Source organism: Achromobacter sp. ISS7, from assembly GCF_056523125.1.
Genome location: NZ_JAWRZD010000001.1, coordinates 583,451 through 603,922, shown reverse-complemented (window position 1 = coordinate 603,922; position 20,472 = coordinate 583,451). Strand labels below are relative to the sequence as shown.

General features: G+C 69.0%; 16 protein-coding genes. 4 read left to right on the top strand and 12 right to left on the bottom strand.

The annotated features are described in order from the left end of the window. Positions 1 to 98 precede the first annotated feature (98 nt). Positions 99 to 4,037, bottom strand: coding sequence for an ATP-dependent RNA helicase HrpA (gene hrpA / locus AC1HFW_RS02745; RefSeq protein WP_479281683.1), 3,939 nt, complete (start codon positions 4,035 to 4,037; stop codon positions 99 to 101). Between the two features lie 135 nt (positions 4,038 to 4,172). Here hrpA and argA point away from each other — a divergent pair, with 135 nt between their 5' ends. The 3 genes from argA to AC1HFW_RS02730 all read left to right on the top strand — a co-directional run bounded on the left by argA (position 4,173) and on the right by AC1HFW_RS02730 (position 8,011). Further along, entirely contained in the window at positions 4,173 to 5,531 is a 1,359-nt protein-coding gene (gene argA, locus AC1HFW_RS02740) for an amino-acid N-acetyltransferase (RefSeq protein WP_035360139.1), read from the top strand. Positions 5,532 to 5,649: 118 nt separating this feature from the next. Further along, on the top strand, positions 5,650 to 5,922 hold the full coding sequence (locus AC1HFW_RS02735; RefSeq protein WP_006393887.1) for an oxidative damage protection protein: 273 nt from the start codon (positions 5,650 to 5,652) through the stop codon (positions 5,920 to 5,922). Positions 5,923 to 6,058: 136 nt separating this feature from the next. Next, positions 6,059 to 8,011, top strand: coding sequence for a phosphocholine-specific phospholipase C (locus tag AC1HFW_RS02730; protein WP_479281681.1), 1,953 nt, complete (start codon positions 6,059 to 6,061; stop codon positions 8,009 to 8,011). Positions 8,012 to 8,118: 107 nt separating this feature from the next. Here the strand turns inward: AC1HFW_RS02730 and phoU are convergent, their stop codons facing one another. The 5 genes from phoU to AC1HFW_RS02705 all read right to left on the bottom strand — a co-directional run bounded on the left by phoU (position 8,119) and on the right by AC1HFW_RS02705 (position 14,487). Then, positions 8,119 to 8,844: a phosphate signaling complex protein PhoU gene (phoU, locus tag AC1HFW_RS02725; RefSeq protein WP_006393885.1), complete on the bottom strand. Its 726-nt coding sequence runs from the start codon at positions 8,842 to 8,844 to the stop codon at positions 8,119 to 8,121. Between the two features lie 157 nt (positions 8,845 to 9,001). Then, on the bottom strand, positions 9,002 to 9,682 hold the full coding sequence (rpiA, locus tag AC1HFW_RS02720; RefSeq protein ID WP_061071973.1) for a ribose-5-phosphate isomerase RpiA: 681 nt from the start codon (positions 9,680 to 9,682) through the stop codon (positions 9,002 to 9,004). 39 nt (positions 9,683 to 9,721) lie between these two features. Beyond that, positions 9,722 to 11,386, bottom strand: a complete 1,665-nt coding sequence (locus tag AC1HFW_RS02715) for an isovaleryl-CoA dehydrogenase (RefSeq protein WP_479281679.1) — start codon at positions 11,384 to 11,386, stop codon at positions 9,722 to 9,724. A gap of 68 nt (positions 11,387 to 11,454) precedes the next feature. Further along, a complete protein-coding gene (locus AC1HFW_RS02710) occupies positions 11,455 to 12,984 on the bottom strand; it encodes an amidase (protein ID WP_479281677.1) in 1,530 nt (509 codons plus the stop codon). A gap of 99 nt (positions 12,985 to 13,083) precedes the next feature. Further along, a complete protein-coding gene (locus tag AC1HFW_RS02705; RefSeq protein ID WP_479281676.1) occupies positions 13,084 to 14,487 on the bottom strand; it encodes a DNA recombination protein RmuC in 1,404 nt (467 codons plus the stop codon). Positions 14,488 to 14,662: 175 nt separating this feature from the next. On the opposite strand from AC1HFW_RS02705, the gene AC1HFW_RS02700 reads away from it, so the two are divergent. Beyond that, complete coding sequence (locus AC1HFW_RS02700) at positions 14,663 to 15,403, top strand: PhoP regulatory network YrbL family protein (RefSeq protein ID WP_035360137.1); 741 nt, start codon at positions 14,663 to 14,665, stop codon at positions 15,401 to 15,403. A 9-nt stretch (positions 15,404 to 15,412) separates the two neighbouring features. On the opposite strand, the gene AC1HFW_RS02695 is transcribed toward AC1HFW_RS02700, so the two are convergent. Genes AC1HFW_RS02695 through AC1HFW_RS02670 form a run of 6 tightly spaced genes read right to left on the bottom strand, consistent with a single transcriptional unit; the run spans position 15,413 to position 20,455 of the window. Then, the gene (locus AC1HFW_RS02695) at positions 15,413 to 16,138 is read right to left on the bottom strand and encodes a DNA-3-methyladenine glycosylase (protein ID WP_050813140.1); all 726 of its coding nucleotides are present in this window, start codon (positions 16,136 to 16,138) and stop codon (positions 15,413 to 15,415) included. Positions 16,139 to 16,142: 4 nt separating this feature from the next. After that, the gene (locus AC1HFW_RS02690; RefSeq protein ID WP_006393878.1) at positions 16,143 to 16,499 is read right to left on the bottom strand and encodes a Spx/MgsR family RNA polymerase-binding regulatory protein; all 357 of its coding nucleotides are present in this window, start codon (positions 16,497 to 16,499) and stop codon (positions 16,143 to 16,145) included. Further along, the gene (locus tag AC1HFW_RS02685; RefSeq protein ID WP_006384055.1) at positions 16,496 to 17,305 is read right to left on the bottom strand and encodes an ABC transporter permease subunit; all 810 of its coding nucleotides are present in this window, start codon (positions 17,303 to 17,305) and stop codon (positions 16,496 to 16,498) included. The genes AC1HFW_RS02690 and AC1HFW_RS02685 overlap by 4 nt, the downstream gene beginning before the upstream one ends. Next, positions 17,302 to 18,222 carry an ABC transporter permease subunit gene (locus AC1HFW_RS02680; RefSeq protein ID WP_061071979.1) on the bottom strand — a complete coding sequence of 307 codons (921 nt, stop codon included), beginning with the start codon at positions 18,220 to 18,222 and terminating at the stop codon, positions 17,302 to 17,304. Before AC1HFW_RS02680 ends, AC1HFW_RS02685 begins: the two co-directional genes overlap by 4 nt. Then, positions 18,219 to 19,346 carry an ABC transporter ATP-binding protein gene (locus tag AC1HFW_RS02675; RefSeq protein WP_006393876.1) on the bottom strand — a complete coding sequence of 376 codons (1,128 nt, stop codon included), beginning with the start codon at positions 19,344 to 19,346 and terminating at the stop codon, positions 18,219 to 18,221. The genes AC1HFW_RS02680 and AC1HFW_RS02675 overlap by 4 nt, the downstream gene beginning before the upstream one ends. Before the next feature lie 5 nt (positions 19,347 to 19,351). Continuing rightward, complete coding sequence (locus AC1HFW_RS02670) at positions 19,352 to 20,455, bottom strand: polyamine ABC transporter substrate-binding protein (protein WP_035360136.1); 1,104 nt, start codon at positions 20,453 to 20,455, stop codon at positions 19,352 to 19,354. Between the last annotated feature and the right edge of the window lie 17 nt (positions 20,456 to 20,472).

Below are 20,472 nucleotides of genomic sequence, written 5' to 3'. Positions count from 1 at the left end.
ACAGAAAACGACTGAAATCCGGGTGTAATACGGGACGGCTCGCGCCGCCCCGTCCCGGGGATCGCGGGGCTCAGGCCGGCCCCGCGAAAACCTGCAAATCAGCGTTGCAGGGACTCCCAGCTTTTCATCAGCCGCTTGACCGATACCGGCATCGGCGTGCGCAATTCCTGCGCGAACAGGGCGACCCGCAGCTCCTCCAGCAGCCAGCGGAACTCGTCCAGGCGGGGGTCGGGCGCCCCCTTCAGGGCCGAGCGGGCGCGCTGGTACTGGGTCACGAGCGGCGCCATCTCGGCCACCAGCTTGGCGTCGCGGCCCGGATCGGCGCGCAGCTTGTCGATGCGCGCCACCGCCGCCTTCAGATAGCGGGGAAAATGCGACAGCTGGGCGTACGGGGTATCGCGGATGAACCACTTGGGCATCAGCGCCCCCAGCTGCTGCTGCAGGTCGGCGTAGGCCGCGGCGTGCGGCTTGGCCTGCGGCAGCTTGCGCTGCAGGGCCGCATATTCGGTCAGCACCGTGCCCGCCAGGCGCGCCACTTCCTGCGCCAGCAGGCCCAGCCGGCCCTTGCCCTCGGCCCGGCGGGCCTCGAACTGCTGCTCGTTGACCGGCCAGGGCTCGGCCAGGCAGGCCTGGCCCAGGGCGCAGTCGATGATCTGGTCGCGCAATTCCTCCTGCGTGCCCAGCGTCATGTAGAGCATGCTGATCTTGGTCAGGTCGGCCAGGTTCTTTTCCAGGAACTTGACCTGCTCGCGCAGGCCCAGCCGGAACAGCTTGAGCAGGCCGGCGCGGTGCGCCTTGCGGGCCTCGTCCGGGTCGTCGAACACGTCCAGGTCGCAATGCGCGCCGCGGTCCACCAGCGCCGGGTAGCCGATGACCGACTGGTCGCGGCGCTTGATCTCCATGATTTCCGGCAGCGGCCCGAAGGTCCAGGCGGTCAGGTTCTCGTGGGCCAGCGCCTGCGCCACCTGGGTGTCGCTGGCGGCCAGTTGCTGGAAAGTGGCCTGGGCCTGCTTGCCGAACTCGGCCCGCAGCTGCGCCAGGTTGCGGCCGGCGGCCAGCATGCGGCCGTGCTCGTCGACCACGCGGAAGTTCATGAACAGGTGCGCCGGCAGCGTCTCGAGCTTGAAGTCGGCGGCCGCCGGGCGCACTTGCACCTGGTCCCACATGTCGGCGATCAGGGCGTCCACCAGGCCGGTCTGCGGGTCGCCCAGGCGCTCGAACCAGCGGTCGTAGAAGCCGGCCGCGTAGTCGGGCAGCGGCACGCAGTGGCGGCGCAGCTTCTGCGGCAGCGACTTGAGCAGCAGGTGCGCCTTTTCCTTGAGCATGCCGGGCACCAGCCATTCGCAGCGCGCCGGATCGATCTGGTTCAGGGCGAACAGCGGCACCGCCAGCGTCACACCGTCGCGCGGCGAGCCGGGCTCGAAGTGGTAGTCCAGCGCCATCGACACGCCCTGCCACTCGACCTTCTTGGGGAAGACGTCGGTGGTGACGCCGGCGGCTTCGTGCCGCATCAGCTCGTCGCGCGTCAGCAGCAGCTTGGCGGCGGCGGCCTTGTCGAGCCCGTTGACCCACTTTTCCAGGGTCGCGGTCTGCGAGATGTCGGCCGGCAGCTGGCGATCGTAGAAGGCGTAGATCAGCTCGTCATCGACCAGGATGTCGGGGCGGCGGGTCTGGTGCTCCAGTTTCTCGATGCCGGCGATCAGCTTGCGGTTGTGGGCCACGAAGGCCAGGCGCGTGTCGATCTCGCCCGGCACCAGCGCCTGGCGGATGAAGAGCTCGCGCGCCTCGCGCGGATGGACCCGGCCGTACTGGATGCGGCGGCCGGTGTAGATGGTCAGGCCGTAGAGCGTGGCGCGTTCGTTGGCCACCACCTGGCCGGCCTTCTTTTCCCAGCGCGGGTCCGACCAGTTCTTGCGGATCAGGTGGGCGCCGACCTTTTCCAGCCAGACCGGGTCGATGCGCGCCACGCAGCGCGCGTACAGGCGGGTGGTCTCGACCAGCTCGGCCGCGACGATCCAGCGTCCGGCCTTCTTCACCAGGCGCGAGCCCGGATGGATGTGGAAGCGGATCTCGCGGGCGCCCTGGTAGTGGCCGCCCTCGTCGCTCTTGAAGCCGATGTTGCCCAACAGGCCCGACAGCAGCGCCATGTGCAGCTGCTCGTAGGTGGCCTCGAGCTGGTTGACGCGCCACCCCTGCTCGCCCACCAGCGCCGCCAGCTGGGTGTGGACGTCGTGCCATTCGCGCAGCCGGATGGGCGACAGGAAGTTCTGCCGCAACAGGCCCACCAGCTTGCGCTGCGAGGCCTTGTGCTGCACCTGCTCGCCGTACCAGCGCCACAGCTTGAGGAAAGAGATGAATTCGGACTTGTCGTCGGCGAACTTGGCGTGCGCGGCCTCGGCCGCCTCGCGTTCCTGCATGGGCCGGTCGCGCGCGTCCTGCACCGACAGCGCCGAGGCGATGATCAGCATTTCCGCCAGGCACTGGTGTTCGCGCGCGGCCAGGATCATGCGGCCGATGCGCGGGTCCACCGGCAACTTGGCCAGTTCGTGGCCGGTCTGGGTCAGGACGAACGAGGCGCCGGTGCGGCTGGCGTCGTCGCCCTCGTCGGCGGCGGCCAGCTCGATCGCGCCCAGCTCCTGCAGCAGGTGGTAGCCGTCGGCCACCGCGCGCCCGGGCGGCGCCTCGACGAAGGGGAACTGCTCGATGTCGTCGAGCTTGAGCGACTTCATCCGCAGGATCACGGAGGCCAGCGACGAGCGCAGCACCTCGGGGTCGGTGAAGGCGGCGCGGGCGTTGAAATCGGCTTCGTCGAAGAGCCGGATGCAAAGGCCCGGGCCGACCCGGCCGCAACGGCCGGCGCGCTGATTGGCCGAGGCGCGGCTGATCGGCTCGATGCGCAGCTGCTCGACCTTGTTGCGCCAGGAATAGCGCTTGACGCGCGCCAGGCCGCTGTCGACCACGAAGCGGATGCCGGGCACCGTCAGCGAGGTTTCCGCCACGTTGGTGGCCAGCACGATGCGGCGCGCGTTGCCGCGCGGATGGAAGATCTGTTCCTGCTCGGCCTGCGACAGGCGCGCGTACAACGGCAGCACCTCGGTGCCGGCCGGGTGGCGCTTGCGCAGCGCCTCGGCCGATTCGCGGATCTCGCGCTCGCCCGGCAGGAACACCAGCACGTCGCCGGGGCCGTGGCGGGCGCATTCGTCGACCGCGTCGACGATGGCGTCGATCAGGTCGCGCTCCTCGTCGCCCGACATGCGCTCGCGGTCGCGGCCCGGCTTGGCGGGCGCGGCCTCTTCCTCGGTTTCCTCGCGCACCGGGCGGTAGCGCACCTCGACCGGGTACAGCCGGCCCGAGACCTCGATCACCGGCGCCGGCTTGTCCTCGGACGCGGCGAAATGGCGGGCGAAGCGCTCGGCGTCGATGGTGGCCGAGGTGATGATGACTTTCAGGTCGGGGCGGCGCGGCAGCAGCTGCTTGAGGTAGCCCAGCAGGAAGTCGATGTTCAGGCTGCGCTCGTGCGCCTCGTCGATGATGATGGTGTCGTAGCGGCGCAGCAGCGGGTCGCGCTGCGACTCGGCCAGCAGGATGCCGTCGGTCATCAGCTTGATCGACGCGTTCGGGCCGGTGCGGTCGTTGAAACGCACCTGGTAGCCCACCACCTCGCCCATCGGCGTGTTCAGTTCCTCGGCGATGCGCTTGGCCACCGAGGTGGCGGCCAGCCGCCGCGGCTGGGTGTGGCCGATCATCTTCTGGCGGCCGCGGCCCAGTTCCAGGCAGATCTTGGGCAGCTGGGTGGTCTTGCCCGAGCCGGTCTCGCCGCTGACGATGACCACCTGATGGCCGGCGATGGCGCGCGCGATTTCCTGGCGCCGCGCGCTGACGGGCAGGTCCTCGGGGTAGGTCACGACGGGAATGGGCCGCTCGGGGCGGGGCGCCTGGCGGGCCGCCGGAGCCGCGGCGTCGGCGCGCGGCTTGCCGGGGGCCCGGGTCGGCCCGTCGGCCGGCACGGGCGGCCGCGGGCGGGAAGATTCTGGCATGTACGATTTGTCCGGTTAGGTGCCTATTATATAAACGCCCCGCGGTCATATAATTTCGCCACGCCGTCCCGTGACGGCGCGTTGACGCGGCCCCGGGCCGCGTTGTTGCCACTCTCAGGAACTTCCCCACCCATCATGCCCGACCTGGAACCAGACACCGTCTCCGCCCTTGAAGCCCCCGAATTCGCCCCAGCCCAGTTCGTCCGATGGTTCCGAGACGTGGCGCCCTATGTGCACGCGTTCCGAGGCAAGACATTCGTGGTGGCGTTCGGCGGCGAGCTGGTGCAGGCCGGGGCGCTGAACGCGCTGGTGCAGGACTTGTCGCTGCTGTCGTCGCTGGGCATCCGCCTGGTGCTGGTGCACGGCTCGCGCCCCCAGGTCAATGAACAGCTGCGCCTGAAGGGCTTCACCCAGCAATTCGACCGCGGCCTGGCGCCCACCGACGCCGCCGCGCTGGAGTGCGCCAAGGAAGCCGCCGGCGAGATCCGCCTGGACATCGAGGCCGCCTTCAGCCAGGGCCTGCCCAACACGCCGATGTCGCACGCGCACATCCGCGTCATTTCGGGCAATTTCGTCACCGCCCGCCCCACCGGCGTGCTGGACGGGGTGGACTACAAGCACACCGGCCAGGTGCGCAAGATCGACGTCGACGCGCTCAAGTTCGCCATCGAAAAGGGTTCGTCCGTCGTGCTGCTGTCGCCGCTGGGCTTCTCGCCCACCGGCGACGCCTTCAACCTGGCCATGGAAGACCTGGCTACCAGCGTCGCGGTGACCCTGCGCGCCGAGAAGCTGATCTTCCTGTCCAGCGAACAGGGCGTGCTGAACGAAGACGGCTCGGTCGACACCGAGCTGGCCCGGGTCGACGCCGACGCGCTGCTGGCGGCCGGCTCGCTGGACGAGGAAACCGGCGCCTACCTGCAATACGCGTCGCTGGCGGTCAAGCGCGGCGTGGCCCGCGCCCACCTGGTGCCGTTCTCGCTGGACGGCAGCGTGCTGCTGGAGATCTTCACCCACGATGGCGTCGGCACCATGGTGGTGGAAGACACGCTGGACGACCTGCGCCCGGCCACGCTGGACGACGTCGGCGCCATCCTCAGCCTGATCGAGCCGCTGGAAGCCGACGGCACGCTGGTGCCGCGCCCGCGCAGCGTGATCGAGCGCGACGTCGAGAACTTCACCGTGCTCGAGCACGACGGCGTGATCTACGGCTGCGCCACGCTGCACAACTTCCCCGAGGATCACATGGCCGAGATGGCCTGCCTGATCGTGCACCCCGAATGGCAGGGCTCCGGCGAAGGCGAGATCCTGCTGCGCCACATGGAATCGCGCGCCCGCGCCTCCGGCGCCAAGCGCCTGTTCGTGCTGACCACGCGCACCTCGCACTGGTTCATGAAGCGCGGCTTCGTGCAGGGCGGCATCGCCGACCTGCCGCGCGAAAAGCAGAACAACTACAACCGCTCGCGCAACAGCCTGGTGTTCATCAAGAAGCTGTGACGCGGCCCCGCCCCGGGCTCGCCCCGGGGCCTACCCGCAGTGCCCGCAGGGGCTTGGCCGCCTTCCGGCGCCAAGCCCGCTAAAATGGCGCATTACCCATTCTTTCCGGCAGCGAACCATGGCCCGTACCATCAACTGTGTGAAATTGAAGCGTGAAGCCGAAGGGCTCGATTTTCCGCCCTACCCCGGCGAACTCGGCACCCGCATCTGGCAAAGCATTTCCAAGGAAGCTTGGGAAGAGTGGAAGCAGGTGCAGACCCGCCTGGTCAACGAAAACCGCCTGAACCTGGCCGACGCCCGCGCCCGCAAGTACCTGCAGCAGCAGATGGAACGCTTCCTGTTCGAGGACGGCAGCGTCGAAGCCCAGGGCTACGTTCCGCCCTCGGCCTGATCCCCGCCGCGCCGCCGCGCGCGGCACGCCTTCGAAGCCCCTCTTCCACGAGGGGCTTCGCGCTTCTGGCCGGAGCCCCAGCCGCCCCGGCGCCTGCCTTAAGATTCCGTTGTTGCTGGCCGTACTAATTGCCGTCATGAAAGAAGAACCGAGTTCCGCCGCTTCCTCCGACCTGCCCCGGGCCATCCGGCGCGCGCTGGCGGTCGCCCCCGACCGCAAGACCGGCACGATCAACGATGTGCGGCACGTCGTCATCCTGATGCAGGAGAACCGTTCCTTCGACCACTATTTCGGCGCCCTGCCGGGCGTGCGCGGCTTTGCCGACCCGCATCCGGCGCCGACGCCGGCCGGCGACGTGCTGACCCAGGCCGACGGCGACCGGCGGCTGCGTCCCTATGCGCTGCAGGCCGAGTACGCCAGCGACACGCCGGTCGGCTACATCACCCCGCATACCTGGGACGATGCCCAGCGCGCCTGGAACGATGGCCGCATGGACCAGTGGCTGGCGGCCAAGAGCCGCCTGGGCCTGGGCGCCTACCGCCCCGCCGAGGTGCCGTTCCAGACGGCGCTGGCCAATGCCTTCACGCTGTGCGACGCCTACCACTGCTCGATCCAGGCCGGCACCAATCCGAACCGCCTGTTCCTGTGGACCGGCACCAACGATCCGCTGGGACGCGCCGGCGGCCCGGCCCTGGTCAACACCTTCGACCGTCTCGGCCCGGCCGACCAGGGCTATGGCTGGACCACCTACCCGGAACGGCTGCAGGCCGCCGGCATCGACTGGCGCATCTACCAGGACATGGCGGACAACTTCCACGACAACCCGCTGGCGGGCTTCCGGCAATACCGCCGCCAGCACGCCGCCACGGCCGCCGAAGCGCCGCTGCGCGACCGGGGCTTGTCGACCCATACCCTGGATGACCTGGCGCGCGACGTCGAGCGCGGTACGCTGCCGCAGGTGTCGTGGATCATCGCCCCGGCCGCCGATTCCGAGCATCCCGAGGTGTCGTCGCCGCGCCAGGGCGGCGCCTACACCGAGCGCGTGCTCGATATCCTGACCCGCAACCCCGAGGTCTGGAGCGGCTGTGTGTTCCTGGTCACCTACGACGAGAACGACTGCTTCTTCGACCACATGCCGCCCCCGGCCCCGCCAGCGCGCGCCCCCGACGGCGGCTCGGGCGGCCTGTCCACCATCGAGCTGGACGGCGAGTACCACGACACCCGCCACGGCCCCAGCGCCGCCACCCCGGACGATCCGCCCGCCCTGCACGGCCGCGGCTTCGGCATGGGCCCGCGCGTGCCGATGCTGGTGGTGTCGCCCTGGAGCCACGGTGGCTGGGTCAATTCGCAGGTGTTCGACCACACCTCGGTGATCCGCTTCCTCGAAGCCCGCTTCGGCGTGGCCGAGCCCAACATCAGCGCCTGGCGCCGCGCCGTGGCCGGCGACCTGACCTCGGCCTTCGATTTCGCCGGCGACCGCGCCCTGCAGCACGCCGACAGCGTGCGCCACGCCTGCGCCCTGCCCTACGCGCTGGAGACGGTGGGCCGCATGACCGCCGACGGCGAACACTACCGCCTGACTTTCCGCAACGCCGGCCCGGCCGGCGCCGTCCTGCACGTCTACGACCGCCGGGCGCTGGCGCATGCGCCGCGCCGCTACACGGTGGGCGCGGGCGCGCGGCTGGACGACGGCTGGCGCCTGGATGCCGACGGCGCCTACGACCTGTGGCTGCTGGGCCCGGATGGCTTCCACCGCCACTTCCGCGGCGACCGGCGCGACGCCGGCCTGCTGGAAGCGCAGCTGGTGCCGGTGAGCTCGGGACTGCGCCTGCGTCTCATCAACCATGGCGACGCGCACCAGCCGGTGCACATCGAATCGCGCATGGGCGACGGCTGGCGCGCCATGGCGCACGTGCAGGCCGGCGGCGCGCTGGAGCTGAAATACGCCGGCTGCGAAGGCTGGTACGACCTGGAGGTCAGCGCGCAGGGCCTGCCGCGGTTCGGCCGCCGCCTGGCCGGGCGCATCAATCCGGGCAAGTCCGGCGTGCCGGACCCGCGCCTGTGCCAGGGCGCCGACCTGCCTTTGTAAGGCCCATCCCGGCCGCGGCGCGCGCCGGACAAGAAAAAACCCCAGGCCGCCGCGAGGCGCCTGGGGTTTTCGCGTTCAGCGCGGACCGCCCGCAAGGCGGAGCGTGATCAGTCGTCCTGCTCGGGCGTGTCCTCTTCGCCGCGCGCCAGGCGCTCGGTGTTCTTGACGCCGGTGTGACGCACGTCGGCGCCCTTGACCATGTAGATCACGCGTTCGGACATGTTCTTGGCATGGTCGCCGATGCGCTCGAGCGCGCGGGCGATGAAGATCATGTCGATGGCGCGCGAAATGGTGCGCGGGTCTTCGATCATGTAGGTGATCAGGTGGCGCAGCGCGCCCTTCCATTCCTTGTCCACTTCCTTGTCGCTGCGCACCACGGCGGCGGCCAGGATGGGGTCGAGGCGGGCGAAGGCGTCCAGGGCCTGGTGCAGCATGGTGCGCACGTTCGAGGCCATGTGGCGCAGTTCGATCACCGGGATGTGGCGGATTTCGGATTCGTGCACGCGGCGGGCCACGGTGGCGACCTTCTCGGCCTCGTCACCCGAACGCTCCATGTCCGTCAGCATCTTGGACACGGCCATCAGCATGCGCAGGTCGATCGCGGTGGGCTGGTGGCGGGCCAGGATGCGGCTGATGCTTTCGTCGATCTCCACTTCGTGGCGATTGACTTCCTTTTCGCGCTCGCGCACCTTCTCAACCAGCGTCAGATCGCCGCTGGCCAGCGCGTCGATGGCCTCCTGGATCATGGCTTCGACCACGCCGCCCATTTGCAAGAACTGCGAACGGACGCTTTCCAGATCAGCGTCGAACTGCTTGTTTGTATGCTCCGTCATCCGGGCTCCCTGCGTGGTTGATCTCATTGCATTGCCCCGATATGAAAGCGTTTCAAGTATGGGCCTGCACAACCCGCAAGGTTATGACCCAAGTGTGACAGGATTATGAATCGCGCCCTGACCGCCCGCAAGGGCGGCCGGGGCCCGCGATCCGCGCTCAGGCGCGGCGATCCAGGCGGCGGATGCCGTTCTGGGTGGCCAGCAGCGCCACGTCGGCGCCGGCGATGGCGAACAGGCCGCAGGTGACCACGCCCGCCAGGTTGTTGACGCGGGCTTCCAGGCCCGGCGCGTCGGTGATCGACAGGCCGGCGACGTCCAGGATGATGTTGCCGTTATCGGTGACGAAGCCTTCGCGCAGGCGCGGCTGGCCGCCCAGCGCGACCATGGCGCGGGCCACCGATTCGCGCGCCATCGGGATGACCTCGATCGGCAGCGGGAACTTGCCCATGACCTCGACCAGCTTGGACTCGTCGACGATGCAGACGAAGCGGTCGGCCACCGAGGCCACGATCTTCTCGCGCGTCTGCGCGCCGCCGCCGCCCTTGATCATGTGCAAGTTGGCGTCGATCTCGTCGGCGCCGTCCACGTAGATCGGCATCGAGGTCACGTCGTTCAGGTCCAGCACTTTCAGGCCATGGCCGGCCAGGCGGGCGGCGCTGCGCTCGGAACTGGCGACGGTGCCGCCGATACGGCCCTTGAAACGCGCCAGGCCGTCGATGAAGAGATCGGCGGTCGAGCCGGTGCCCACGCCGATGATGACATCGGGGCCGGCGACCTGTTCAACCAATTCCAGGGCGGCGTCTGCGGCTTGCTGCTTGAGTTCTTGCTGGGAGAGCATGGCGGGAATGCGGAAAAAAGGTGAGTGAAGCGGGGAAATTTAGCACGCGGCCGCCGCCGGCCAGGCCCGCGCCAGGATCGCGGCCACGTCGGTGCCGGCCGCCAGCTCGCCGAACACCCCGCCCGCCGCGCCAAGCCGGCTGCCGACGAAACCCCGCGCCACCGGCTCGGGCGCATGCCGGATCAGCAGCGCCGCCTGCCACAGCCGCGCCAGCCCGCAGGCGATGCGGCGGGCCTGGAACTCGGCCTGGGCCGGATCCGCCAGCAGCGCCCGCCACTGCGCCAGCGCGGCGTCGAACTCACGGTGCTGGCCGAGGGCGGGCGCGAATTCGGCTTCCAGCGCCGGCAGCGCCTCGGGCTCGCGCTGCAAGGCCCGCAGCACGTCCAGCGCCATGACGTTGCCCGAGCCCTCCCAGATGGAATTGACCGGCGTTTCGCGATACAGGCGCGGCATCGGCCCCTCTTCGACATAGCCGTTGCCGCCCCACGCCTCCATGCACTCGGCCACCGCCGCGATGGCGCGCTTGCAGACCCACAGCTTGGCCGCCGGCGTGCCGACCCGCGCCAGCGCGCGGGCGCCGGCGTCGGCGCGTTCATCCACCGCGCGCGCCAGCCGCAGCGCCAGCGCCTGCGCGGCCTCGGCTTCCAGCGCCAGGTCGCCCAGCACGTTGCGCATCAGCGGCTGCGCCAGCAGCGGCTTGCCGAAGGCGTGGCGGTGGCCAGCGTGGTGCAGCGACTGCACCAGCGCCTGGCGCAGCAGCGCGGCGCTGCCCAGCACGCAGTCGAGCCGGGTGGTGGCGGCCATCTCCAGCAGCACCGCCAGGCCGCGGCCGGGCTCGCCGACCATCACGCCCCAGGCGTCCTCGAACTCGACTTCGGCGCTGGCGTTGCTGTGGTTGCCCAGCTTGTCCTTCAGGCGGCGGATGCGCACCGCGTTGCGCGGGCCATCCGGAATCCAGCGCGGCACGAAAAAGCAGCTGAGTCCTTCGTCGGCCTGCGCCAGCACCAGGTGGGCGTCGGCCTGCGGCACCGAGAAGAACCATTTGTGGCCCACCAGCTGATAGGCGCAGCCGCGGCCGGCCGCCCCCAGCGGCGCGGCGCGGGTGGTGACCGCGCGCAGGTCGGAGCCGCCCTGCTTTTCGGTCAGGCCCATGCCGATCAGGGCGCCGCGCTTGCCCGCCAGCGGCGCGTCGGCGCCATCGAATTCACGCGAATACAGCGCCGGCAGCCAGTCGCCGCCGTAGTCCACCACGCCCGCCGGTTCGCGCTGCAGCAGCGGCACGGCGGCGAAGGTCATGGTGGTCGGGCACAGCGTGCCGGCCTCGACCTGGCCCTGCATCAGGTAGGCCGCGGCCCGCGCCACCTGCGCGCCCGGCACCGGCTGCGCCCAGGCGCGGCTGTGCAGGCCGCGCGCCACGATGCCGCTCATCAGCACCTGCCAGGCCGGATGGAAATCCACGTGATCGATGCGATGGCCGCCGCGGTCGTAGGCCTGCAGCCGGGGTGGAAAGCGGTTGGCGTCGGCGCCGGCGGCCAGCGTCTGCGCCCGGCCGAGCCAGGCGCCATGCGCGGCCAGGTCGCCGGTCCAGGCGCCGGCGCCCTCGCGCGCGGCGGCCTCGCGCAGCGCCGGGTCGGTGTCGAACAACGAATAGTCTTCCAGGGGCGGGACCTGGTTGAGGACGGTATGGGTCACGAACGACGGCATGCTGGCTGCTCCTATTCGCTATGCATTCGTGGGCGCGCCGCGGCTGCCGGCGCGCCCCGCCCGCGCGCCTATCTGGCGATGGGCGCCACCCGCTGCCAGGGCCGCAGGGCCTCGACCTGGGCGGCCAGTTCCAGCAGCCAGGCCTCGCTGCCCAGCGGGCCCATGACCTGGATGCCGATCGGCAGGCCGTCGGCCGACAGGCCGAACGGAATCGAAATGGCCGGCATGCCCGTCAGGTTGGCCAGCGGCGCGAACGGCGAATAGCCGATCACGCCCTTCTTGCCCAGGCGGTAGGCCAGGTAGTCGGCGTTGTCCATCGCGTAGCGGCCGATCGGCGCCGGCAACTGCGCCAGCACCGGCGACAGGAACAGGTCGTGGCCCTGCGTGCCTTCGCGATGCAGGAAGCGGCCGATGCGGCGCGTGATCTCGTGGCAGCTGTCGACGCAGGCCACGTACTGGGCGCCGGAAATGGCGCGGGCGTATTCGCGCGCGCCGAGCGTGGTGGGCTGCAACTCGTCGGCGGCCAGCCGGCGGTTGCGGGCGCCGACGTAGCTGTCGATGGCGTTGGCGGCGGCGCTGGCGATCAGCGGCAGCATCGGCGACAGCACCTCCTCGGAACCCACCGGCGGCGCGGCCACGACCAGTTCGTGGCCCAGCCCGGCGAACAGGCGCGCGGCCTCGTCGACCGCGGCCGCGACTTCGGGATGGATGGCCTGGCCTTCGTAGGTGGTATTGATATAGGCGATGCGGCGGCGCGGCGCCGATCCCGGATCGGCCGACACCCGCGCCACGATGTCGCGGTACGACTCGCCCGGCCTGGCCGGCGCGGCATAGGGCGCGCCGACGTCGGCGCCGGCGCTGATGTCCAGCGCCGCCGCGCAGTCGCGCACCGACAGCGTCATCATGTGTTCGGTGGCCAGCCCGCCCCAACCCTCGCCCTTGAGCGGCCCCAGCGGCATCATGCCGCGCGATGGCTTCAGGCCCAGCACGCCGCAGCACGACGCGGGAATGCGGATCGAGCCGCCGCCGTCGCTGCCGTGGGCGATGCGCACCATGCCGCTGGCCAGCGCCGCGCCGGCGCCGCCGCTGGAACCGCCGGCGCTGTGGCCGGCCTTCCAGGGGTTCTGGGTGGGCACGCCGTAGACGGGCGATTCGCTGGTGGGGCTCAGGCCCAGTTCGGCGCTGGTGCTGCGGCCGAACGGGATCAGGCCGGCGCGGCGGTAGCGCTTGACGATCTCGGCGTCGACGCTCCAGTCGACCTTGCCGTACAGCACCGAACCCATGGCGCTGGGCAGGCCCAGCGCCGCGGTGCCGAGGTCCTTGAGCAAGGTCGGCACGCCCAGGAACGGACGTTCATGCAGCAGGGCCAGGCGCTGCTCGGCGCTCAGCGCCGCCAGCTCGCCGTCCAGCGCGCGCGCCAGGTCCAGGCCCAGTTCGGCCTGCACGCCGCAGGCCGCGTTGATCGACGGATTGCGCGCCGCCACCCGCTCGAGCGCCTGCTGCATCGCGGCAAGCGCCGTCGTGGCTCCCTGGGCGATATCGGCGCCCAGCGCCATCGCGTCGAAGGAAGAGGAATCAACTCGGTCAGCCGTGCCCATGCTTACGATGCTCCAGATATCGACGGCGGAATGCCGCAAGTATGAGGATATCGACAGAGCGCCCGGGTCACAAGCCGAGCCCGGCGGCGGCCGCGCGAATCAGGCGCCGGAACCCGGCGCGGCCGGCGCGGCCGGCGCCTCGTCCGTGGCGGCGGCGTCGTCCGCGCCCTCGTCGGCCGTGGCGCCTTCGCCGCCCAGCAGGCGCAGCGCCTCGGCCTCGGGCAGGGCCTCGACGCTCTTCAGGTTGCGCAGCATGGCGCGCGTGCGCACCTCGGTCTGGCCGATCTTGCTGCTGGCGGTGTCCAGGGTTTTCTTGACCCCGGCCAGCGCGTCGCCGAACTTGCCGAACTCGGTCTTGACCGCGCGCAGCACCTGCCAGACCTCGGACGAACGCTGCTCGATCGCCAGCGTGCGAAAGCCCATCTGCAGGCTGTTGAGCAGCGCCGCCAGGTTGCTGGGCCCGGCCACATTGATGCGCAGGTCGTGCAGGCGGTCCAGCAAGCCGGGGCGCCGCAGCACTTCGGCATACAGGCTTTCGGTGGGCAGGAACATGATGGCGAAGTCGGTGGTGTGCGGCGGCGCCACGTACTTGCTGGCGATCAATCGCGCCTGCACCTCGACCGCCTTGCCCAGCGCGGCACCGGCGGCCTTCACGCCCTCGGCGTCGGCCGCCTCCTGCGCGTCCATCAGGCGCTCGTATTCTTCCTTGGGGAACTTGGCGTCGATCGGCAGCCAGACCGGCGCGGCGCCGTCGCCCCGCCCCGGCAGGCGGATGGCGAATTCGACCACCGCGTCGCTGCCCGGCACCGGCTTGATGTTGGCGGCGTACTGCTCGGGGGTCATGTTGTCCTCGATCAGCCGCGCCAGTTGCACCTCGCCCCAGGTGCCGCGCGACTTGACGTTGGTCAGCACGCGCTTGAGGTCGCCCACGCCGGCGGCCAGCGCCTGCATCTCGCCCAGCCCCTTGTGCACGGCCTCGAGGCGGTCCGACACCTGCTTGAACGATTCGCCCAGGCGCTGCTCGAGCGTGGCGTGGAGCTTCTCGTCGACGGTGCGGCGCATGTCGTCCAGCTTCACGCTGTTGTCATTCTGCAACGCCTGAAGGCGCTGATCGACCGTGGTCCGCACCTCCATCAGGCGCCGTTCGTTGATCTGGATGAGCCCCTGCAGCTGCTCGCCGAAACCGGCGGCGAAGCGCGCCAGCGACTCGGCCGATTCGGCCCGCGCCGCCTGCGCGTCCCGCGTCAGGGCGGCGCGCAGGTCGCCGTGGGATTGGGCAAGTTCCTGGCGCAGGCCGCGGGTGGATTCGGCGAACTCGGCGCGTAGGCCGCGCTGGCTCTCCGCCATGTCGGCGCGCAGGGCGCGTTCGGTGCGTTCCAGGCCTTCCAGCAGCGCCTCGAGCCGGTCGTCGCGCGCCGGCCGCGACAGCCAGGCCAGCAAGGCAATCAGGCAAGCCAGCACCGCGCCGCCAGCGGCCACCCAAAGCAGAACATCATTCGACAAAACGGCCCCTTTCAACACCGCGCGTCCACGCCGGACGCGTGAAATTATAGGACGCTGATCCGGCCCCGGTAGTCAATGCCGGTAGTCATCAGAAACGACTTCCTGGCCGCGCAAAAAGCGAAAAGCAAGCAACGGCATTAAACTGTTAACAACTTACATATAATCTTAAAAGCAGTTGAACACAGCTGATCTCCCAACATTCTGTCCGCCCCCCGTCGCCTACGGCTCCGTTTTCGGCCCATTGAATCTCAATGACGAAACGCCAGTCGCGGTGGGCGGGGACCGTCATATCTTCCAGCATCCCCACGCGCCCGCCCTGCTCGTCAAGGTCATGGACATGCAGGCGCGCGCCGTCTACCTCGAAACCCGTCCGTTCAAGCGCTGGTACAAGCAATTCCAGCGCGAAAGCGCCTACCGGGTCTACCTGAACGAAATCACCGAATACGTCACCACCACCACCCGCCCCTCGGGCGTGTGGCAGGTGCCGATGGCGCGCATCCTGGGCCTGGCCCAGACCACGCTAGGCCTGGGCCTGCTGGTCGAGAAGATCACCGACGAGGCCGGCAACATCGCGCCCACGGTGGCCGACCTGGCGCGCCAGGGCAAGATGGACGAGGCGCTGTCGGCGCGACTGGACGAGTTCATCGAGGACCTGGCCGACGCCCACGTGGTGCTGCACGACCTGTCGCCCAGCAATATCGCCTGCGGCCTGAATGCCGACGGCAAATCGGGGCTGTTCCTGATTGACGGCTTCGGCGTGCTGCCGCTGGTGCCGCTATACGCCTGGAGCAAGCGCCTGAACCGCAAGCGCATCCAGCGAAAGTACGCCGAGATGCGGGCCGCCATGGCCCGGCGCGCACGCGAAGCGGCGCTCAGGGCCGCGGGCCGCGCCGACGGCGGCGCCCCCAAGACCTGAAGCGCGCGCTCAGGGCGCCCGCTTGAGCGGCGCCCCCTGCCGGTCCACCCAGTGATAGTCGCGCCCCGCCTGCTGCCCGCGGCGCAGCGGATTGCGGGTGCACCAGGCCGCATAGGCCGGATCGACATAGCGGTATTCCAGATGTTCGTCGCGCCCGGCGGGAATGCCCAGCCGGGTGGTGCTGATGAGCGCCTGCGGCGATTCGCCCACGTCCTCGACGTACAGCGCGCCCGGATCGAAGCGGCGCGCGTCCCAGTCCGGCACCTTCAGGCCCAACGCGCGGCACAGCAGCGTCTGGCCGGCGCACAGCCGCCCCGGCGGCCGCGGCTGCCCCTGGGCATCGGGGTTCAGGGCCTGCATGCGGGCCAGCGCCTCGGGGCCGGACACGGCATCGACCCAGGGGTAGGCCGACTTGATCAGCACCGCGTTGCCGGGACCGCCCGCGCTGAAGTTGAGCGAGTCGCCGCCGCGCGCGTAATACATGTAGACCACGCCGCCATCCATGAACAGCGCGCGGCGCTTGTGGGTGTAGCCGAGCGAAGCGTGGCTGCCCTTCTCTTCCAGGTAATAGGCCTCGGTCTCGATGATGCGCGCCGACAGCCACAGGCCGTCGACGCGATGGCGCACCACCTTGCCCAGCAGTTCGCGCGCCAGCTGGCGCGCGTCGCGATCAAAAAAGGCATCGGGCAACGCCTTGCCGGCGTCGCGCGATGCCTTGTCGGCCCGGGCAGCCACGGTGTCAGGCGAAGCGTTCGCCGTAGCGCTTTTCGCTGAAGCCGACGCCGACCTCGCCGTCCGGCGTCACCGCCACGGGACGGCGCACCAGCGCCGGGAACTCGGCGATCAGCTTGGTCCATTGGGCATCGGTGCTGGCCGTCTTGCGATCGTCCGGCAGGTTGCGCCAGGTCATGGAGGCGCGGTTGACCAGCTTTTCCCAGCCGCCCAGTTGCCCGGCCCAGTCCTTCAGAGTGGCGGCCGCCACCGGGTGGTCGCGGTAGTCGATGAACTGGTGGTCGACGCCGTGCGCGGTCAGCCACTCGCGCGCCTTGACGCAGGTGCTGCACTTGGTCAGGCCATACAGGGTGGTTTGCTTCATTTGGGTTCGGACTCCTTGCGCCATTGCATGCGGTTGGCCAGGATGACGCAGGTGCCCACCGCCAGGATGAACAGCGTCGCCAACGCATTGATCTCGGGTTTCAGCCCCAGCCGCACGCGCGAAAAGACTTCCATCGGCAGCGTGCTGGAGCTGGGGCCGGACAGGAACGACGCCAGCACCACGTCGTCCAGCGACAGCGTGAAGGATAGCAGCCAGGCCGAGGCCAGCGCCGGCGCGATCAGCGGCAGCGTGATCTTGAAGAACACGGTGATGGGCGTGGCGCCCAGGTCCAGCGCGGCTTCTTCCAGCGAGCGGTCGAGGTCGCGGATGCGGGTCTGGATCACCACCGCCACGAAGGCCATGCACAGCGTCACGTGGCCGACCCAAATGGTGAAGATGCCGTTCTCGGCCGGCCAGCCCAGGTGGCCGCGCAGCTCCACGAACATCAGCAGCAGCGAGATGCCCAACACCACTTCGGGGATCACCAGCGGCGCGCTCAGCATGCCGACGTACAGCGCGAAGCCGCGGAAACGGCCCATGCGCCCCAGCACGTAGCCGGCCCAGGTGCCGATGATAACGGCGGCGGTGGCAGTCATGGCGGCGATGCGGAACGACAGCCAGGCCGCGCGCAGCAGCGCGTCGTCGTTGAACAGCGAGTGGTACCAGCGGAACGAGAAACCGGTCCAGGAGGTGACGGCGGGCGATTCGTTGAACGAGAACACCATCAGGCTGATGATGGGCACGTACAGGAAGAAGTAGCCCAGCCCCAGCACCACGGCGCGCAAGGTCTTGTTGGGACCGTTCATTTGCGCCCTCCGCTGGCCAGTTCCTGCTGCTTGACCTGGTTGTACTGGAACAGCGCCAGCGGCACCAGCAACAGCAGCACCATCACGCAGGTCACCGCCGAGGCCATCGGCCAGTCGGTGTTGTTGAAGAACTCGTTCCACATGACCCGGCCCATCATCAGCGTGTTGGCGCCGCCCAGCATTTCGGGAATGACGTATTCGCCGACCGCCGGGATGAACACCAGCATGGCGCCGGCGATGACGCCCTGGCGCGACAGCGGCACGGTGATCTGCCAGAACGCCTGCCAGGGCTTGGCGCCCAGGTCGTAGGCGGCTTCCAGCAGGCGCAGGTCCATCTTCACCAGCGTGGCGTACAGGGGCAGGATGAAGAACGGCAGGTACGCATAGACCATGCCGATGTACACGGCCAGGTCGGTGCGGTAGATCTCCAGCGGGCTGGAGATGATGCCGAGCCATTGCAGGAAATTGTTCAAGAGGCCGTCGTTGCGCAGGATGCCGACCCAGGCGTACACGCGCAGCAGCAGCGAGGTCCAGAACGGCAGGATCACGCCCAGCAGCAGCAGGTTGCGCACGCGCGGCGACGACCGCGCGATATAGTACGCCATCGGATAGCCGATCAGCACACAGGCCAGCGTGGTGATGGCGGCGATCTTGACCGAACTGAGGTAGGTGGCGAAATACAGGCTGTCGGTGAACAGCAGGATGTAGCCGCGCAGGTGCAGGCTGAACTGCACCGCCTCGTCCTTGAATTCGGCCAGCGCGGTGTACGGCGGAATGCCGAACTTGAGCTCGGCGAAGCTGATCTTGAACACCAGCAGGAACGGCACCAGCAGGAACAGCACCAGCCAGGCGAACGGCGGCACTACCGCCAGCGCCCGGCCCGAGGGCAGCCAGTCGCGGGGCGAGAAGCGGCTCATGACGCCAGCACCGTCGCGCTGTCGGCGTCCCAGCTGACGAAGATCTCTTCGTCGATGCCCGGGGCGTCCAGCTGGGCCAGCTGCAGGCTGGGCACGCTGGCCTCGACCATGGCGCCGGAATCCAGCCGGATCTGGTAGAGCGCGTAGCTGCCCATCCAGGCCATGTGGCTGACCATACCGTGGGCCCAGTTGTAGTCGCCCGCCGGCTGTTCGCGCGACACCACCATGCGCTCGGGGCGGATGGAGACGTGCACGTCCATGCCCAGCGGCTCGCTGACGCCGTGGCTGACGTACAGCGGGCGGCTCAGTTCGGGGCTTTCGATGGCGACGTGGTCGGGTTCATCGACCACGATGGTGCCGGTGAACATGTTGGTCGAGCCGATGAAGCTGGCGACGAAGCGCGAGTTGGGGAAGGCGTAGACGTCCTGCGGCGTGCCGCACTGGACAATCTGGCCGTCGGTCATGACCGCCAGGCGATGCGCCATGGTCATGGCTTCTTCCTGGTCGTGGGTGACCATGATGCAGGTCACGCCGACCTGCTCCAGGATCTTGACCAGCTCGATCTGGGTCTTCTGGCGGATCTGCTTGTCCAGCGCCGACATCGGCTCGTCCAGCAGCAGCAGCTTGGGCCGCTTGACCAGACTGCGCGCCAGCGCCACGCGCTGCTGCTGGCCGCCGGACAGCTGGTTGGGCTTGCGGCGCGAATAGCCGGCCATCTGCACCAGGTCCAGCGCCTCGAACACGCGGTCGTGGATCTCGGCGCGGTCCACGCCTTCCTGCTTCAGGCCGAAGGCCACGTTGGCCTCGACCGTCATGTGCGGGAACAGCGCGTACGACTGGAACATCATGTTCACCGGCCGCCGGTACGGCGGCACGTTGGTGATGTCCTCGCCATCGAGCAGGATCTGGCCCGAGGTGGCTTCCTCGAAGCCGGCCAGCATGCGCAGCAGGGTCGACTTGCCGCTGCCCGAGCTGCCCAGCAGCGCGAAGATCTCGTTGCGCTTGACCGAGAGATTGACGGAACGGACGGCGACCACGTCGCCGAAGATCTTCACCACGTCGGTCACCCGGACGAACTCGTCCGGATCGGCCGCAAGCTGCGCCGAGTAACGGCTATCGGTCATGATGCTCAGCGCCCCGATTTCAGCTCGGCCCACATGCGCGTCTGCAGGCGTTGGATGTTCAAGGGCTGCGCCTTGATGACGTACAAGGTCTTGGAGACCTCGGGCGACGGGTAGATCATGGGGTTGTCGGCCACGTCCTTGACCACGTACTGCCGCGCCTCTTTGTTGGCGTTCGGGTAGAACATGGTGTTGGTGATGGCGGCGTGGACCTTGGGCGTCTCGATGTAGTTGATGAACGCCAGGGCCTCTTCCGGATGCGGCGCGTCCTTCGGGATGACCATCAGGTCGAACCAGGCCGGGGCGCCGCCCTTGGGAATGAAGTAGTTCACTTCATAGGCCTTCTTGGCCTCCTGGGCGCGCTTGCGGGCGATCATGACGTCGCCCGAGAAGCCGTAGACCATGCACAGGTCGCCCACGGCCAGCTCGTCGATGTAGCCCGACGAGCTGAACTGGCGGATGTACGGACGGATCTGCTTGAGCACGTCCAGCGCGGCCTTGTAGTCGTCCGGATTGGCGCTGTTGGGGTCCTTGCCCAGGTACTTGAGCACCGCCGGGAACACCTGCGCGGCCTCGTCCAGCATCGAGATGCCGCACTCCTTGAGCTTGGCGGCGTTCTCGGGCTTGAAGATCATGTCCCAGTTGCCCAGGTCGACGTTGTCGCCCATGATCTGCTTGACCTTGGTAACGTTGTAGCCCAGGCCGTTGGTGCCGTAGCCCCAGGGAATGGCGTATTCGTTGCCGGGATCGACCGAGGCGACCAGCGCCATGACGTCGGGATCCAGGTACTTCCAGTTGGGGATCTTGGACTTGTCCAGCTTCTGGAACAGGCCGGCCTCGATCTGGCGCGAGGCGTAATGCGTGGACGGGACAACGACGTCGTAACCCGATTTGCCGGCCAGCAGCTTGGCCTGCAGCGTGTCGTTGCTGTCGTAGACGTCATAGCGGACCTTGATGCCGGTTTCCTTCTCGAAACCGGAGATCGTGTCCGGGGCCGTGTATTCGGCCCAGTTGTAGACGTTGACGACCTTGTTCTGCGCCATCGCCGCCGACGTGGCTGCCGCGACCAGCATCGTCCCCAGCGCCCAGCGCATTCCCGCCCGTAGTTTCATTACCAGCCCCCCAGCCA